The following is a 17,595-nucleotide window of genomic DNA, read 5'->3' on the forward strand; positions in this document are numbered from 1 at the left end:
TTAATATTTATCTTTATTTATAACGACCATAGCTACGTGATTTAGCCTTTCCACCCATGGCTATCAACCCTTGATAAGTATGGTAGTGGCATAATGCGACAGCCAGTGCATCGGCTGCATCAGCTTGCGGCGCAGAGTTTAATTTAAATATCTGCTGAACCATATGTTGAACCTGGCTTTTTTGTGCACGACCGGTGCCAACTACAGCACTTTTAATTTGAGTTGCGGTGTACTCTGATACAGGCAGTTCTGCATGGGTTGCTGCAACAATCGCTGCACCACGTGCTTGACCAAGTTTTAACGCTGAGTCAGCGTTTTTGGCCATAAAGACATTTTCAATGGCAAACTCATCAGGCTGATATTGTTTGATGATTTCGGTAACACCATTAAAAATGATATTTAACCGGCTGGGAAGATCGCCAGATTGGGTGCGGATACAGCCACTACCGAGATAAATTTGCTGGCGGCCTTGGCATTGAATCACCCCGTAACCGCACACCCTAGAACCAGGATCGATCCCCAATATTATCGGCATGTTTTATAGGTTGCCTATTCTAAGCCTTGCATGATTTCATCTGAAATTTCAGCGTTATGATAGACTTCCTGCACATCATCATGATCTTCAAGGTTATCAATCAAACGTAAAAATTTAGGTGCGGTAGCTGCATCTAACTCGGCTTTGGTGGACGGTATCATGGTGACTTCTGCATTGATTGAGCTTAGCTGCTGTGCATCAAGTGCATCTTTAACTGCACCAAAATCTTCTGGCGTGGTAAATACATCAATGACGCCATCATCATAAGTCACCACATCATCCGCGCCTGCTTCTAATGCCGCATCCATCACTTGCTCTTCATCGATGCCAGCAGGATATGAAATGACGCCACGCTTGCTAAACAGATAACTGACAGAACCATCGGTTCCTAAATTGCCACCTGACTTGCTAAACGCGTTTCTCACGCCAGACACAGTACGATTACGGTTATCTGTCATGGTTTCAACCATCACAGCAGTGCCGCCGGGACCATAACCTTCATACATAATGGTTTCTAATACTTGACCATCAAGCTCACCTGCACCACGTTTTATGGCGCGCTCAACGGTATCGCGGGTCATATTATTCGACAAAGACTTATCAATGGCCGCTCGTAATCTAGGGTTTGAATCAGGATCTGAGCCACCTTCACGGGCAGCGACGGTTAACTCACGGATAAACTTGGTAAACAGCTTGCCACGCTTGGCATCCTGTGCGGCTTTGCGGTGCTTAATATTGGCCCATTTACTGTGTCCAGCCATGTGTTCTCCTTCAAGTGGGTAAACTGACACTGCGTTGAGTACATCCCAACGCAGTGGTTTTGTCTATTACTGCTGCTCTGAATCCTCTGCGGCAACCACAGAAACACCTAACTCTTCTAGCTGAGCAGGGTTTGCAAAACCTGGCGCGTTAGTCAACGGACAAGCGGCTGTGGTTGTTTTCGGGAATGCCATCACATCGCGGATAGAGCTAGCACCAGTCATCAACATAATGATGCGATCTAAACCAAACGCGAGACCCGCATGTGGAGGAGTACCATAGCGTAGCGCCTCTAATAAGAAGCCAAACTTTTCATTAGCTTCTTCATCGTTGATGCCAAGAATTCTAAATACCGCTGACTGCATCTTACTGTCGTGAATACGAACTGAACCACCACCAAGCTCACAACCATTAAGTACCATGTCATAAGCATCAGAAATAGCGGCAGTTGGATCGGCTTCAAGCTCTTCAGGAGTAATACCAGTAGGCGCGGTAAATGGGTGGTGCATCGCATGTAAACCACCGTCTGATGTGCGTTCGAACATTGGGAAATCAACGACCCATAGCGGTTTCCACTCATCAGAGACTAGGTCAAAGTCTTCACCGACTTTTAAACGTAATGCGCCCATAGCTTCTGCAACGATGTTAGCTTTGTCTGCGCCAAATAGGATCAAGTCACCGTCTTTCGCATTAGTGCGCGCTAGTAGTGCATTTACCACAGTTTCATTTAAGAACTTAAGCACTGGCGACTGCACACCTTCCATGCCTGCGGCGAGATCGTTAACTTTCATCCAAGCTAGACCTTTTGCACCGTAGATGCCGACATACTTGGCGTACTCATCCAACTGCTTGCGAGATAGCTTAGCGCCACCTGGCACACATAATAGCGCGACACGGCCTTCTGGGTCAGTCGCTGGGCCTTGGAAAACTTTGAATTCAACTTCGCTTAAAATATCCGCAGCATCGATAAGCTCAAGCGGGTTACGTAGGTCAGGTTTATCTGAACCATAACGCTTCATTGCTTCAGCAAATGTCATGCGTGGAAACTCACCAAGATCAACGTTGAGCAACTCTTGGAACAATGAACGAGTCATCTCTTCTGTTTTTGCCATCACTTGATCTGATGTCATGAACGAAGTTTCGATATCAATTTGGGTAAATTCTGGCTGACGATCTGCACGCAAATCTTCGTCACGGAAGCATTTGACGATTTGGTAATAGCGATCAAACCCTGACATCATCAACAATTGTTTAAACAACTGTGGGCTTTGAGGTAATGCAAAGAATTGACCTTTATAAGTACGGCTTGGCACTAGGTAATCTCGTGCGCCTTCTGGCGTAGCCTTGGTCAAAATAGGCGTTTCAATATCTAAAAAGCCATTACCATCAAGGAAACGACGTACAGCACTTGTCACTTTAGAGCGGAAAATAATACGCTCAGCCATCTCTGGGCGACGTAAATCAAGGTAGCGATACTTTAATCGCTGCTCTTCAGTATTGTGCTGGTTTTTATCCATGTTAATTGGCAGTGGCGCAGCAGCATTGAGAATAGTTAGGCCTTTACCCAATACTTCAATTTCACCGGTGCGCATGTCACTATTAATTTGACTATCAGGACGTGCACGAACAAGTCCGGTGACTTGCACACAAAACTCACCACGTAAGGTACTGGCTACTTCAAAAACTTCAGGCAAGTCTGGGTCATATACCACCTGAATAACACCTTCACGATCACGCAGATCTAGAAACACAACCCCACCTAAATCACGGCTACGGTTGACCCAACCAACTAAAGTGACTTCTTCTCCAACATGAGACCGGTTGACGTCTCCACAATAATGACTGCGCATCTTTCTTTTCCTTACATCCACAAATTCTTATCTGGGAATATTCAATAACATGATAAAAGCGGCATTATAGTGAATTAATGCCCGATTCAAAACAACTTCATCACTAAAGCACGTGACAAAGAGTGGGTTTGTGCAATTTACCAGCAAAGCGCACGGTTAAACGGTCATCAAGCGGTTCGATAACAGTTTCCGCCGCACTCCCTCGCCCTAGACATCAATCCATCAGCTTTACGCAATAATTCAACGGCACTATCGCCATCATTAGGATAACAAGCCACCCCGATACTAACCGACACGTTGACGGTTTTCTCGTCAATAGTAAAAGGCTTATTCAACTGTCTTAAGACGCCATCGGCGAGTTGACACACTTTATCTAAATCTTGAACTCGATTAAGCACAATAACAAACTCATTGTGACTAAAGCGAGCTAAGGTATCTGAATTTCGGAGCAAGGCTTTTAATTCAGAGGAAATTTGTACAATCAGTCTGTCGCCTGCACTATGCCCCAATGACTGATTAATCTGCTTTAGATTGTCGATAGAGACAAACAACAACCCAAAACGCTGCATTTCGCGGGCATGATGCAAAATAGCTTGCTCTAATCTGTCATCTAAAATAATTCTCGTTGGCAACTGGGTTAAAAAATCGATATGAGATGCACTGTCTTTTTCGGCCATTAGTGCCTTAGAAAGCTTACGATATCGAGACACGATAAGTAACAATGCTAAGGCACATAACAGCACAGTTAACACCGCCAATATTACGTAACCACACCACCACTTGGAGTTAAAAAAGCTCTGACTGTTTTGTGTCGGTTTCACCCAGTGTTGGTATATTTGTTGTCGCTGCTCAGACGTGATACTAGCAACACCAATATTTAAAACAGGCAGTAATTCGCTGTGTCTCGGGTGAAGCCCGATATGGCTTTGCTGCTCAGAAAAATCTGCTAAAACAGACATTTTTAAACTGTTATATTCTTCTGCAGTCAGCTCAAATGCCATATTAAGCACTTTCTCTACAAAGGCATCAGCCTTACCTTGGGATACAGCTTCAATCCCGGCCCGAGTATCTGGCACCAGCACTAAATCAATATCCAACTCATCAGACATTAATCGATTGACTAAATGATAGCCTTCAACAACGGCTAAACGCTGCCCTGCTAGTTCCTTTAAACTAAATAACGATACTTTATCGAGGTGCGTCACTAATGCCCAAGGCGATGGCCAGTAGGACTGAGTAAACAATAAACTTGAGGCGCGCTCGGGGGTTTTAGCCACACTACCTGCAATATCAATATCTCCTCGCTTTAGGCTCTCGATTAAATCTTGCCAACGACTAAATGCGACCGCTTCAAACTTAAATCCTAATCCTTTTTCTAAGTACGCAAAAACTTCACCATTTATGCCGGCATACTCACCATTGCTGCCCTCAAATTCCATCGGCTGCCAATTGTCGATAAAGCCCACTTTAAGCACTGGCGCTTGCGCTACTATTTGCTGCTGCTCGGGTGTCAACGACAATAAACTTCGCTCAGTCGTAAAAGTGTGATCATTTCTATCCAGTACCCACTTTCGCTCAATATCAATCAACTCCCGCTGTGATATCAAATTGAATCCAGCCGCAATGCGCCCCGTTAAGCCGACATCTTCTTTACGGGTCAACGCAAAGATATCGGTAGTGAATTCAAGAGGAATATATTGATGGAAATCACCCCAAACTTTTAAACTAATTAAATAGTGATGTGTCCAAGCAGACGACGCGACAAACGCCTTTATATGACCATTTTGTGCCGCTTCAATCATTTGATCGACACCCTGATACAGTTTTAACTGCGATTCAGGTAGCACTTCCCTTAATTTATCTAAATAGGGCGCAGTGGGTACCGCTCCGATACGCTGACCTTTTAGCTGAGCTAAATCTGTTATGGGCGTTTGATAGCTAAACAACCGACTTTTTACTTGATACAGACGGTGAGCGCGCGTTAAACCCGTGTTCATTGACTCACTTTCAGGATAACCAATATGGATATCACTGCGCCCCTGCATCACATCGCCCAACGTCTGCTTCATGTTGCCGGCGCGAAAACTGATATTAATGCCAGTTTTTTGCGACCAGAGCTTCCATAAGTCGATATACATACCATGGGGCTGGCCATCAGCATCAATATCCACAAAAGGTTCAATACCTGCGGTAGTTGAAATCACCAGCGCATCAGCGCTGTTACTGTATCCAAGCCATAATTTCTTAATTTGGTTTTGACGTGACTGGCTTATCTCGGAAAAGCCTTGATTAATTTTATCAATAAGCTCGGTTCTGCCCTTCACAACCGCCGGTACAACATTGATGTTATCGATGCTAATCCGCTGATTTAATGGAAATTGCTCAACGATAATTCTATTAACTGACTGATCTCGCAAGTAACCTTCCATGTTACCGAATATATCAAGCTCGTTGCGTAAAACCGCTGCCAGTAACTCGGTACGGTTTTCATATTCAACGACCGCCAACCTTGGTTCCAATTCCAACAACGTACTGGCGTGAGCTGAACCTTTTACGACACCAATCTTATAAGGCAATAATTCAGATAATTGTCGCTTACCAGCAAGTGAAGATCGTAAATATAAATAGGTACTTAACTCAGCAATGGGTTTAGCAAAATCATAATGTTGTTGACGTGTTGCATTTTTAGCCATGCCAATGTGAATATCGGCATCACCGCGTGCTAATTGTTTTAACGAGTCTTGCCAATGACGTGCAACAAATACTACAGGTGTATTAGTCACCCGCGACCACTCCTGCCAAAGGTCAACCAGTACCCCTTTTGGTTGGCCACTTTCGTCTACAAACTGGTAGGGATAGCTGTCTTCGCCCATTACCAGTACTAAGGGTTGTTTTGTTTCAGCACATACCGTCGCAGATAGCAAAACTAACACTAGCGACCATCCCAACATGAAGAGAAAATTTTTCAACTTGCAGACCTTGAACGTCAATACGATGTGACATGAATGTTGTAATAAGGCTATTAGACAAAATTTTATCTATAATTTCCAGTACTAGCCTTGCTGACAACAGTTATCATTCGCTAGAATAACCTGTTGAAATTAACCAGTACTATCCAATGAAATCAGCACAAGACACCATCTACGCGACAGCCTGCGAACATATCAGCGACTTTCAATTCGACGATAAAGTTGCCGGCGTTTTTCCCGATATGATCAGGCGTTCAGTACCTGGTTACGGCCAAATAATCAGCACTATCGGTGAATTTGCAGATAAATATGTCACTGCTAATAGTCGAGTATACGATTTAGGCTGTTCATTGGGCGCTGCAACACTTAGCATTCGCCGAAAAATACAAGGCCGCCAGGCCACAATCGTAGCAGTGGATAACAGCGAAGCCATGACTCAAGGTTGTCAGCAAAATCTATCAGCCTATGTAAGCGATACACCGGTAGATCTTATTTGTGGCGATATTCGTGATATAGAAATAGAAAATGCTTCTATGGTGGTACTTAATTTCACCATGCAGTTCCTAGCACCTACCGATCGCGACAACTTACTGAGAAAAATACACCAAGGGCTTAATCCCGGCGGTATGCTTGTTTTATCAGAAAAGCTCTATTTCGAAGACCAAAAAATTCAAACCCTTTTAGACGACTTACACTTAGACTTTAAGCGAGCCAACGGCTATAGCGAGCTAGAAATAAGCCAAAAGCGAAGCTCACTTGAACATGTGATGAAGCCCGATTCATTGCCAGTTCATATTGAGCGGCTAAACGCACAAGGATTTGAGCACACCAATATTTGGTATCAATGTTTTAATTTTGCATCTATGGTGGCAATAAAGTGATCAGTTTTAGTTCATTCTACAAACAAATTTCTGACTCTAGCCTGCAACATTGGCTAGAGACTCTCCCCAGTATTTTGGGGCAATGGCAACGAGACCATAAACACGGCAGTTTGCCAAAGTGGGAAAAAGTCCTAAACAAACTCCATTACCCTACTCCTGATACACTCGACTTTAAAAACTCGGTCACCGTTGGCAGCGGCAACCAGCTTAGTGAAGGCGAAAAGCAAAAACTTGAAAACCTACTAAGAATTTTCACGCCTTGGCGCAAAGGGCCATTTTCACTACACGGCGTCGACATTGATACTGAATGGCGCTCAGATTGGAAATGGGAACGAGTACAACCCCATATCAGCCCACTAGAGAATCGCACTGTACTGGATGTGGGGTGCGGTAGCGGGTACCACATGTGGCGAATGTTAGGCGAAGGCGCTAAGCATGTAGTCGGTATTGACCCATCAGTGTTATTTTTGTGCCAGTTTGAAGCGGTAAAACGTCTAGCAGGCGATCACCATCCAGTGCATCTATTACCTATCGGCATTGAACAGCTACCGCCACTAGATGCCTTTGATACCGTATTTTCAATGGGCGTGCTGTATCACCGCCGCTCACCTATCGATCACCTGTTCCAATTACGAGATCAATTGCGTACTGGGGGCGAACTTGTATTGGAAACCTTAGTTATCGATGGTGATGAAAATACCGTATTGGTGCCTAGCGATCGTTACGGGAAAATGAATAACACTTGGTTTATTCCATCGGCAAAAGCCCTTGAGCTATGGCTTAAAAAAGCTGATTTTATCGATGTGAAATGTGTCGACATTGATGTGACATCATTGGCCGAACAACGCAGTACCGATTGGATGCCAAATGAATCATTAGTTGATTATTTAGACCCTAACGATATAAGTCAGACAATTGAAGGGTATCCAGCACCTAAACGTGCTACCTTTGTCGCTAAAAAAAATCAGCCAAATAAAGATTTAATCTAAACAAAGAGTAAATGGGAAACACAGGACTATGTTGAAAAAGATTATCACCCTAGCCGTTATCGCTGGTTTGACAGGCTGTGCAGCCAAGTCAAACACCGATAACATGCCGGTTCCAGTCGATGCAGCAACATTAGACAGTCAGCTTGAAGCTCAGCAGGCTCAAATAGTTAAGATTATTGAAAACAACCAACAAACGCAGCAGCAAAGTCTGACCGCGTTAACTGACGAAGTAAAATCACTGCAAACCCAGTTAGCAGACTTGAATCAAAAACAACAACCTAAAGATGCTCAAGTCATTCCCGTAGAAGTCGAATGTGATGTGTCACCGATTGGCGATAAGTTTATTCTTGGCGCCACAGAACATGTTTATATTGATGAAGTCAAAGCCCGCTTCAAAACCCGTATCGATACCGGTGCGGAGTCATCATCATTAGATGCTCGCAATATCATTTTATTTGAGCGCGACGGTAAACAATGGGTTCGCTTTGATGTTTTTACCCTGGGTGAAGATAACCCAGCACAAACCTTTGAATCTAAAGTCGAGCGTTTTGTGAGAATTAAGCAAGATGCCAATGAGAATAGTGACCGTCGTCCGGTTATTCATGCACATCTACAAATCGGTAAGTACAAAGCAGAAACTGACCTTAACCTCGTTGATCGCAGTCATCTAGAATTTCCGCTGCTGCTCGGTCGTAAGTTTATGCAAGACATAGCTGTTGTCGATGTAAGCCAAACCTACATTCATGGAAAACCTGCCGTCGAAAAAGCGACTAGCAAGTAAGGAAAATTTGACCAATGCATTCTAGAAAACCTTTTTATCTTCTGGTCGCCCTACTTTTCATTTCAGGGCTAGCCGCGAGCATCTACCGCGGTATCGAACATAACGTGCCTTTTTTGCCTGGCAAACAAGTGCAAAGTTGGGCCGTTGATGCCAAAGTGCGTTTTCAAGCAACTGGCGAACCTGCCGAGGTTTCATTCTCACTTCCCGAAGATCCTGCCTATGAAGTACTGGTTGAAAATGCAACCTCGCCAGGTTATGGGTTATCTATCACGAGTGATGAAGAAGGACGCCGCGCGATTTGGTCGATTCGACAAGCGCGTGGTCAGCAAGACCTTTATTATAAAGTCACCCTAATTCCAACGGGTGTTAAACAAATTCTTGCTACAGAAGAGCCAGCAACGCCTGAGCCATATAGCTGGCCTGCAACAGAACAAGCAGCAGCTGAACAAGCCATTGAAGAAGTGTGGTCACGCAGTGCAACTAACCTATCCTTTGCACAGCAGCTCAATAAAGCACTGACGGCAAGTGAGCGCAGCCAAAACATCGAACTGTTACTTAGCAGCAACCGTCCAGCACAGCTTTTTGTACGTATGCTAAACAGTAAAGGCATTCCAGCTCAAGCAGTTAGTGGCCTGTTTTTAGAAGATCAGCGCCGTCGTCAACAGCTAGTGACTTTTGTAGAAGTTTATCATGATGGTCAATGGCATCTGTTTAACCCTGTTGATGGTAGCCAAGGTCGTCCAGATAATCTGCTTATTTGGGATCGCTCTGGCAAGTCGACCCTAGATGTGATTGGTGGTATTAACTCACAAGTTAATTTCTCAATGCTACAAGACACACGGTCAGCATTAGCCACGTCCATTGATGTGATGATGAATAATGACGCATTGGATTTCAGCCTTTACCAACTGCCTCTTGAAGAGCAAAGCCTATTTAAAGGTATTTTACTCATCCCGATTGGCGTATTAATGGTGGTGTTCCTGCGGGTGATTATTGGCATTAAGACATCGGGAACCTTCATGCCAGTATTGATTGCACTGGCATTTATCCAAACCACACTATTAACCGGTTTAATTGGTTTTTTACTGATTGTTGCTTTCGGTCTAACCATTCGCTCCTATTTATCTAAGCTTAACTTGCTGCTGATATCGCGAATATCCGCGGTGATCATTGTGGTCATCGGAATTATCGGCCTGTTTACCCTACTATCTTACAAGTTTGGTTTGAGTGAAGGATTAACCATCACCTTCTTCCCAATGATCATCTTGGCTTGGACAATTGAAAGAATGTCCATTCTTTGGGAAGAAGAAGGCGCGAAAGAGGTATTTGTTCAAGGTGGCGGTAGTTTGTTTGTCGCGACATTAGCTTACCTAGCTATGAGCGCATCTTGGGTACAACATTGGGTGTTTAACTTCTTAGGTATTCACTTGGTGATTTTAGCTATGGTGTTACTCATGGGTCAGTATACCGGCTACAAATTGCTTGAACTACGTCGCTTTAAACCATTGGCTGGGGAGTAAATATGATATTTGCTCGCCCCAAATCGTTGGCATCCCAAGGTGTACTTGGGATGAACAAACGCAATATCGACTTCATCGGTCGCTATAACCCGCGCAAATTTTATAAGCGCGTGGATGATAAGTTAACGACTAAGCAATTGGCCTTAGCCAACGACATAGCGGTGCCTGATTTGATTGGCACCGTCAGTGAGCAACATGAAATCGCTCACATACCTGAAATGGTCAATAACCGTACAGGGTTTGTTATCAAACCTTCTCAAGGTTCTGGCGGTAAAGGTATTTTGGTTGTAACTAAAGTTGAGAATGGCCGTTATTACAAACCTAATGGTAATGAAGTCACGCCATCGGAAGTGGATCGCCACGTCTCTAACGTGCTAAGTGGTCTATTTTCACTGGGTGGTAATCCTGATGTTGCCATTGTTGAAGGGTTAATTGAATTTGATCCGGTCTTTGACGGCTACTCCTACGAAGGCGTGCCAGATATTCGCCTGATTGTGTTTAAAGGCTTCCCCATTATGGGCATGCTGCGATTATCAACTGCCGCATCCGATGGTAAAGCCAACTTGCACCAAGGCGCCGTTGGTGTCGGTGTCGACATTGGCACCGGACAAGGGCTGCACGCTGTGCAATTTGACCAACCGATCGACTTCCATCCTGACACCAACAAAAAGCTCACCGATATTGCTGTTCCTCATTGGGACACCCTATTACATACGGCTTCCAAGGCCTATGAAATGAGTGAGCTCGGTTATTTGGGCACAGATATGGTGTTGGACCAAAAACGCGGTCCATTGCTACTAGAGCTAAACGCACGTCCTGGTCTGGCAATCCAAATTGCCAATGGCCGCGGTATATTGCCGTTTCTCCATCATGTCGAAAACATGAAACACACCACTATGTCGGTAGAAGAGCGTGTTGCCTATGCTAAGAAGCATTTCTGCAGTACTGCTCAGCCTTAGTTGTATGACGGCAGCAGTCGCTGCCGTCTCGCCTATTACCCTACTTCATAATCAGTGTATCGCCTTTAATAACGATACCTACTTTGACGATCAAGCCAATCAAGCATTCCCGACACTTGAACACCAAATTGTGCCGCTAGAGCGTCATTTACTCGCAATTGTTAATCTGCGGGATAGCGTGCAATATTATCGTCACTACGCACTTGAACCCCAGCATCGTGAACAGCTTTTGCAGTGCCAATTGCACCTCGCAGACTTATTCGAACAGCTCTTGCAACAACCTACCATGGCGTTAACCGTTGATGCACTGAGTCAAAGTGTAGATAACAAGCTCAAGCAACTTGGTCAGCAGTTTAGCCAATTGAATTCACAGCAACTTGGACAAACACCAAAATCAAAACTACATACAGCTCAAGCCACCATTAAACGCGGCCTAGCCACTCACGATGTTCGTTTGCAATTTGGCGACTCCCGCTGTGAAATTGCTTCACCGCAAAATCAAGCTGAAAGTGCGCCATTAAACCTCAACGTGGCTAACTATTTAATCAGGCAATCTGATCCTGACTGCCGTCAGCAAGTATGGCAAGCCTATCAAGCTCGGGCTGTCATACGAAATCAAGCCGCATTAACACAGATTAAGCAGATAAAAGCCCAACAAGCGCAGGCCAATGGCTACACCCAAGCCAGTAATTTTGATCTCAGCTTTAGTTATTTAACCAGCCCAGAAAAGGTCAAATTATTCCTTGATGGTCACACTCATCAAGTTGTGGCGCCGTGGGATTTACCCCAGGTACTGAAATTCGCTGACAAGACCAAAGTGAAGACAGCAAGTAGAGACAATCTACTACAACAAGTTTATCAATTACTAAAACCTTTTGGGTTAAGCGTTGAATACATCGGTCAATCCCAACACCGCTTATGGTTGGATAATCGCTTACTGGGTGAGTTATTTATCCGCCCTGCCAAACAACCCAAGTTGATGACGCGTCGTATCGGTGTGGTAGGTCAACAGTTTGCCCAGATTGATATCGCCTTACCGTCGACATTAGACAGCTTTCGGCAACAGCAAAGATTCATTGCTGTGATGGCGCAAGCAATAGAAGAGATGAGCTATTCACAACCTTATTACCTGCTTAATCGAGGTACCAGTCGTGACTCAATCAGAAAGCTTGGCCAGCTGTGGTTAACCCATTATTTATCAGAAAAGCTATTGCCCAGCATTCAGCCAGGCAGTAGAGAAGCTATTTTGGCTGACTATCGTCAGCAACAACGCATTTTTAGAGCTAAAGTTGCCCTCAACTTCTATAGTGAACAAGCTAACTTGTATGATGATCTGCCTCAGCAGTTTTTCAATAGTTTCGGTCAATCATGGCCTGATGCGAACGCCTACCCCTATCACTTTTATGGCATTGCAGAACAAGGTGCCGTTTATTATCAACAAGCGTGGCTTAGCGCGCTGAGCCGTTACATTTACCAATACAATAAACCGTGTCAAAATCAACTCACGATCTTTAACGCATTACTCATCAATGAAGATGCGTTGTCATTGACAGCAATATTAACGCTATTGCTCAATGAGTCACTGACTCCGACCCAACTGATAGAAAGGATAAATCATGCACAAGCTGCTGAAAACAAGCACCTTAGTACTTGCGCTTCTTAGTGTATCGCCACTGGCATCTGCCGAGCAAAAACAGCAAACTGTCAGCGCAGATCAAGTATACCAAGGCATTAAGATGAACCTTGAAAATCACTTGTATCAACTGCCACCTAGAATTCAAGGTCATTACGGTATCCGACAATATCGCATGACTGGTGATGAGAAATATGCCAATGCTGCCCTCGTCGATTTATACGCAGTCACCGAAGCTCAAGCCTTCTATGCTTGCCAACTTGATAAACCTGGCTTTATCGACAGCGAATCAGAGCGCGCTATTTCAGTACTTGGCAACGGCCCACGTGCTAAGGCGCGAAAAAAAGCCTTGCAGCCATTTCCTGAATTTTTGTTTTACACCGATGTATTGTTGAGATTTTCAAGCCGTATCGATGAGTTTGGCTTAGTCGGTCCCTGCGACGATAAATTACGCGCAGCGCTAAAGAAAACTGATTTGCGTAAAGGTCTAACCGATAAGGCCATGATTGAAGCTTGGGCGGCGCAGTTAATTAATTATGTCTATTGGGCTAAGCAAATCGGTGTAGGTGATTATGTACAAGAGTACAAAACCGCTTTCAACGAAGTTTACCCAAATGATCAAGATGAAAAGCTAAGCAAAAAACAATATCGCAATAAAATTTATGGGTTAACTCACTTTATCTTTGCAGCAAGTGAGTATTACCAACACCGAGTCGATATTAAAGAGTTTGCATGGATCCTCGACTATTTTGATGCCAATATAGAGCGCATCCTCGAAGATGCGACAGATGATATTATTGCTGAAGTGGGGATCAGTTTTCATTTAGCAGGGTTAAGTGACCATCGCGTCGTCAAACTCACCCAGCAACATATCGTCAACGCTTATGATGTGGAAACTAACATCATTAAATCACCACGAGGCAACCCAGATCTCGCACTAGGTGAACACCGAAATGTACTGGCGATGATGTTACTGGAATGGCCAGAGAAGCTTCACAAAGGCCCTTACTTCCATAAACTAAAGGCGACTAAAAAGTATCTGCCAAAGCAAGTCACGGTTAAACCTGAAAAGTAAAACCTGTGATGATAAGAGATTGATCGGCTCAGGAGCGCTAAATTCTCGCTGAGCGATCAAATCTTTATTCTGATTGGTATAATCCCATTGACTCAGCGAGGTGATGGGATTTTTTTATATGACAAATCGAGCAAAATCGACACTAGAACAATGGCGAATTTTACAAGCCGTTATCGATCATGGTGGCTATGCGCAAGCTGCTGCGTACCTCAATCGAAGTCAATCATCTCTCAATCATGCGGTGGCGAAACTGCAAGAACAACTTGGGGTCAAATTACTGCAAGTTGTTGGTCGTAAAGCCCAGCTTACCGAAGCTGGAGAGGTGCTACTTCGCCGCTCTCGCACCCTAACCCATACAATTAGCGAAATTGAACAACTCGCAGGAAACTTTGACAGTGGCTGGGAACCTACCCTGACTATCGCTAGAGAAATTGTCTATCCAACCCACTACCTCGTCAATGCACTCAATGCCTTTGAATCTCAAAGTCGAGGCACGCGAGTCACCATTTTAGATTCGGTGATTAATGGCACCAAAGAGTTGGTAGATCAACAAGCGGTCGACCTTGCCATTGTCGGTGGTTTACCTCCAGTGGGTCACCTTATCGAGCCTTTGTGTGAAGTAGATTTTACTTTAGTCTGTCACCCCGACCACCCGCTGGCTAAGCACCAAGGAGAAGTGGACGACCACACCTTATCGCAACATCTACAAATAGTGATTAAAGACACTGGGTTAAAAAATACCGATGACATCGGCTGGTTAAAAGCGGAGCGTCGATGGACAGTATCTAACTTCCATGAGGCATTATTGGTCTTACAACAACCCACAGGCTTTTGTTGGATACCGCACCATTTAGTGGCCGATGGGCTAGCACACAACACCTTAGCGAAGTTAATCCTCAAAGGCGGTACTCGCCGACGGGTGATGACCAGTTTAGTGGTTCCCAATCGCAACCAGCAAGGACCTGCAAGTCAGTTGCTAGAACAATTGATATTGGAACAGCATCAGTCGATAGTGGAGTAGATTAAACCAGTAAGTCTAATTGATTGGTTTGCCCAGCGCCTTGCTCGTATCGTGAAGATAACACTTCAGCCGCAAAGCGTTGTATCTCATTAGGTGAAGATTCAGCTTGCTGCCGATTAACCTGCACATTGATACTGTCAATCGCATCAGCAAAAGGGCTTGGCTCATCTGAAGCCGGTTGATAAGTGATATTTCCTTGATCGTCTATCTGAGAATCAAAAAAATTACCCGCAAAAGGATTTTCAATACTATCTTGCAGCTCATTGGCGCTATTGGCGTCATTGAGCTGCTCGCTGCGATCACTGGCCAACTCAGCTTTGGCTTGGTTCATGGTACGCATCGCCTCATTAGCAACCTGAATATCTGCCATAGACGGTTGCACCGGTGCCATAGCTGCCGCATAAACCTTTTGCATCTTATTGACCGTTGCCTGCGGGTCGTTTGCAATAGGAGATACATCTATCTGAACCTCACCATCAACCGCATAACGCTTACCATCGCTACCTTGCTCGTAGGAATAACTAGGGGCGCCCGCATATTGACCACCTACAGCGGCATGAGCTTGTTCATGTGCCCTCACCTCAGCATCCCGCTTGGCTAACGCATCTAACTCCTGTTTGGCTTGCTGCTCCTTTGCTGCATCTTGCCGCTCAGCCTGTTGCTGATCACGCTGGTCAGAATCCTCTGTATCAGATGACTCTTCAGTATTAACACCAGACGCTTGGCCCTGTTCAACTTGTGCAGCATCAGGCTCGGTTTGTTGCTGTGGTGCGCCAGAGGAGTTGCTGTTTGTACCACTGTCATCTTCAGCCGGTGTTTGACTGACATTGACTAATCCATCTACCGATAAGGCTCCTTGCTGCAAACTAAACTGGCTTGCGCTATTTGATTGAGCCGCACTCGAAGAGGTGCTTGATACTCGATTGCTAGGTGAGTCGATACCTGAAGAAACTGTTGAAGAAACCGGCGCTGGACTAACGGGTCTTATCTCAGCACTGCTATGCTGCAGCGAACGTGATTTAACAGAGGAAGGCTCAGATTTTGATTGGCTCTGAGTTATAGCGGAAGCGGCTGAAGTGCTATGTAACGAATGAGCGACATCCGCTTTGCCACCTGATGGTGGCAAAGCAAATTGATTTGGCGCTAACGATACGCCAGCCATAACTAAACCTCTAAATCGATAATAGTACCTAAGGTCTCATTTGAGGCTTCAATCACTTCAACAGCAGCTTCTGCCTGTTGGCCTGACTCAAGGGCTGATACCAGCGCTTGGGTTTTATCAGTAGACTCAACAGGGCGATTTGAATCGGTTGCAGTTGCCTGATTGGTACTGGGTTTTGCCACATCAACCGTTGCCTGAGTTAACCCAGACTGTGCACTTTGCAATCCAGCAACGCCAGATGCAAAACTTGATGGGATTTCCATGCTTTGCTCCAATTACCACTATAAACAGTGTAATTATTGGCCAATTAGCGGCAAAAGTACAGCAAAACTCAGTGTCAAATCAGCAACTCCACTGGCCTTGCCAATCTTTCCAGACTGGCGTGAGACCTAAGCTGCGAATAACATTAGCAATCTGGCTTGGGGAGCGATCATCGCTGATCTCAAATTGATCCAATTGGCGCTGTTGATTTGCATAACCACCAGGTTGGGTTGAACTACCGGCACTTAAATGAGTGACGCCAAGCGCAAATAGCTTATCTCTTAATGCTGGAGTCTCACGTGTCGATAGGCTAATTTCAAGTTCATGGTTGAATAACCTAAAGGCAAATATCATCTGCAATAGCCCGCGGTCTGTTAACATCGTTTTTGGGGTGATCCCACCTGTACAAGGACGTAATCTAGGCAGCGATATACTATAGCGGCTACGCCAATATTTTTGTTCTAGATAACTTAACTGATGCCCCATCATTAATGCATCAAGACGCCAATCATCTAAACCTAACAAGACCCCTAAACCGATTTTATCTACCCCAGCTTCGGCAACCCGCTCAGGGGCACTTAAACGATTGGCAAAATCCCGCTTTTTACCTCGAGTATGATGCTGAGCATAAGTCTGTGGTTGGTAGGTTTCTTGGTATAGCATCACCGCGTCTAGCCCCTGTTGCTTTAGTTGACGATATTCATCAGTCGCTAAAGGCTGTACTTCCATCGCCAGATAATTAAAGTGCGGCTTGATGATTTTCAGTGCATTGACAAAGTAATCGACACCCACTTTGGTTTCATGCTCGCCAGATACCAGTAGAATCGAGTCGTAACCCAATTGCTTAATCGCCTTAACCTCAGCACTAATCTCATCATCTGTTAAGGTTTTACGTTTTAGTTTGTTGCTCATGCTAAATCCGCAGTAATCGCATTCGTTGGCACACAAATTCGATAAATACAGCGGAATATACATGTTTAACGCTGCCCCAAAACGTTGCCGCGTTAATGCCACAGACGCCTGAGCCATTTGCTCTAAATAGGGCTCCGCAGCCGGTGACAATAATGCCAACAAACTGGTTAAATCGCCGCGTGGATTAATCAAGGCAGCTTCAACCTGCTCTGCTGTGGTGGAATACAGCTGCATTGATAACGCATCTCGATTAAGATCTGAAAACTGCTCTACAAAACTCATGGCTAG

15 protein-coding genes are annotated in these 17,595 nt (G+C 44.8%); 8 read left to right on the top strand and 7 right to left on the bottom strand.

Going from position 1 to position 17,595, the window contains the following annotated elements; all coding sequences use genetic code 11:
• Nucleotides 1-13: 13 nt before the first annotated feature.
• The 4 genes from ruvC to ACHUFW_RS07360 form a co-directional block, all read right to left on the bottom strand.
• On the bottom strand, nucleotides 14-535 hold the full coding sequence (gene ruvC / locus ACHUFW_RS07345; protein ID WP_394201851.1) for a crossover junction endodeoxyribonuclease RuvC: 522 nt from the start codon (nucleotides 533-535) through the stop codon (nucleotides 14-16).
• A 14-nt stretch (nucleotides 536-549) separates the two neighbouring features.
• Nucleotides 550-1,296: a YebC/PmpR family DNA-binding transcriptional regulator gene (locus tag ACHUFW_RS07350; RefSeq protein ID WP_394201853.1), complete on the bottom strand. Its 747-nt coding sequence runs from the start codon at nucleotides 1,294-1,296 to the stop codon at nucleotides 550-552.
• Between the two features lie 66 nt (nucleotides 1,297-1,362).
• Entirely contained in the window at nucleotides 1,363-3,144 is a 1,782-nt protein-coding gene (aspS, locus tag ACHUFW_RS07355) for an aspartate--tRNA ligase (protein ID WP_394201854.1), read from the bottom strand.
• Nucleotides 3,145-3,311: 167 nt separating this feature from the next.
• Nucleotides 3,312-6,077, bottom strand: coding sequence for a transporter substrate-binding domain-containing protein (locus ACHUFW_RS07360; protein ID WP_394201856.1), 2,766 nt, complete (start codon nucleotides 6,075-6,077; stop codon nucleotides 3,312-3,314).
• Nucleotides 6,078-6,262: 185 nt separating this feature from the next.
• Here ACHUFW_RS07360 and cmoA point away from each other — a divergent pair, with 185 nt between their 5' ends.
• The 8 genes from cmoA (at nucleotide 6,263) to ACHUFW_RS07400 (ending at nucleotide 14,972) form a co-directional block, all read left to right on the top strand.
• Nucleotides 6,263-6,994, top strand: coding sequence for a carboxy-S-adenosyl-L-methionine synthase CmoA (gene cmoA, locus ACHUFW_RS07365; protein WP_394201858.1), 732 nt, complete (start codon nucleotides 6,263-6,265; stop codon nucleotides 6,992-6,994).
• Nucleotides 6,991-7,983, top strand: a complete 993-nt coding sequence (cmoB, locus tag ACHUFW_RS07370) for a tRNA 5-methoxyuridine(34)/uridine 5-oxyacetic acid(34) synthase CmoB (protein ID WP_394201860.1) — start codon at nucleotides 6,991-6,993, stop codon at nucleotides 7,981-7,983. The genes cmoA and cmoB overlap by 4 nt, the downstream gene beginning before the upstream one ends.
• A gap of 28 nt (nucleotides 7,984-8,011) precedes the next feature.
• Nucleotides 8,012-8,764 (top strand): ATP-dependent zinc protease family protein, encoded by a 753-nt coding sequence (locus ACHUFW_RS07375; RefSeq protein ID WP_394201861.1) that lies wholly within the window; start codon nucleotides 8,012-8,014, stop codon nucleotides 8,762-8,764.
• A gap of 14 nt (nucleotides 8,765-8,778) precedes the next feature.
• Nucleotides 8,779-10,284: a UUP1 family membrane protein gene (locus ACHUFW_RS07380; protein WP_394201862.1), complete on the top strand. Its 1,506-nt coding sequence runs from the start codon at nucleotides 8,779-8,781 to the stop codon at nucleotides 10,282-10,284.
• 2 nt (nucleotides 10,285-10,286) lie between these two features.
• The gene (locus ACHUFW_RS07385) at nucleotides 10,287-11,243 is read left to right on the top strand and encodes an alpha-L-glutamate ligase-like protein (protein WP_394201864.1); all 957 of its coding nucleotides are present in this window, start codon (nucleotides 10,287-10,289) and stop codon (nucleotides 11,241-11,243) included.
• Entirely contained in the window at nucleotides 11,206-12,906 is a 1,701-nt protein-coding gene (locus tag ACHUFW_RS07390; protein ID WP_394201866.1) for a hypothetical protein, read from the top strand. Before ACHUFW_RS07385 ends, ACHUFW_RS07390 begins: the two co-directional genes overlap by 38 nt.
• Nucleotides 12,860-13,951 carry a DUF3541 domain-containing protein gene (locus ACHUFW_RS07395; protein ID WP_394201868.1) on the top strand — a complete coding sequence of 364 codons (1,092 nt, stop codon included), beginning with the start codon at nucleotides 12,860-12,862 and terminating at the stop codon, nucleotides 13,949-13,951. The genes ACHUFW_RS07390 and ACHUFW_RS07395 overlap by 47 nt, the downstream gene beginning before the upstream one ends.
• 118 nt (nucleotides 13,952-14,069) lie before the next feature.
• On the top strand, nucleotides 14,070-14,972 hold the full coding sequence (locus tag ACHUFW_RS07400) for a LysR family transcriptional regulator (protein ID WP_394201869.1): 903 nt from the start codon (nucleotides 14,070-14,072) through the stop codon (nucleotides 14,970-14,972).
• A 1-nt stretch (nucleotide 14,973) separates the two neighbouring features.
• On the opposite strand, the gene ACHUFW_RS07405 is transcribed toward ACHUFW_RS07400, so the two are convergent.
• From ACHUFW_RS07405 to thiH, 3 genes are all read right to left on the bottom strand, one after another.
• Complete coding sequence (locus tag ACHUFW_RS07405) at nucleotides 14,974-16,134, bottom strand: putative metalloprotease CJM1_0395 family protein (RefSeq protein ID WP_394201871.1); 1,161 nt, start codon at nucleotides 16,132-16,134, stop codon at nucleotides 14,974-14,976.
• A 2-nt stretch (nucleotides 16,135-16,136) separates the two neighbouring features.
• A complete protein-coding gene (locus tag ACHUFW_RS07410) occupies nucleotides 16,137-16,397 on the bottom strand; it encodes a chemotaxis protein (RefSeq protein ID WP_394201872.1) in 261 nt (86 codons plus the stop codon).
• 79 nt (nucleotides 16,398-16,476) lie between these two features.
• Nucleotides 16,477-17,589: a 2-iminoacetate synthase ThiH gene (thiH, locus tag ACHUFW_RS07415; protein WP_394201874.1), complete on the bottom strand. Its 1,113-nt coding sequence runs from the start codon at nucleotides 17,587-17,589 to the stop codon at nucleotides 16,477-16,479.
• Nucleotides 17,590-17,595 lie beyond the last annotated feature (6 nt).

Origin of the sequence: Shewanella waksmanii (assembly GCF_043643685.1) — a bacterium.
GTDB classification, from domain to species: Bacteria; Pseudomonadota; Gammaproteobacteria; order Enterobacterales; family Shewanellaceae; genus Shewanella; species Shewanella waksmanii_A.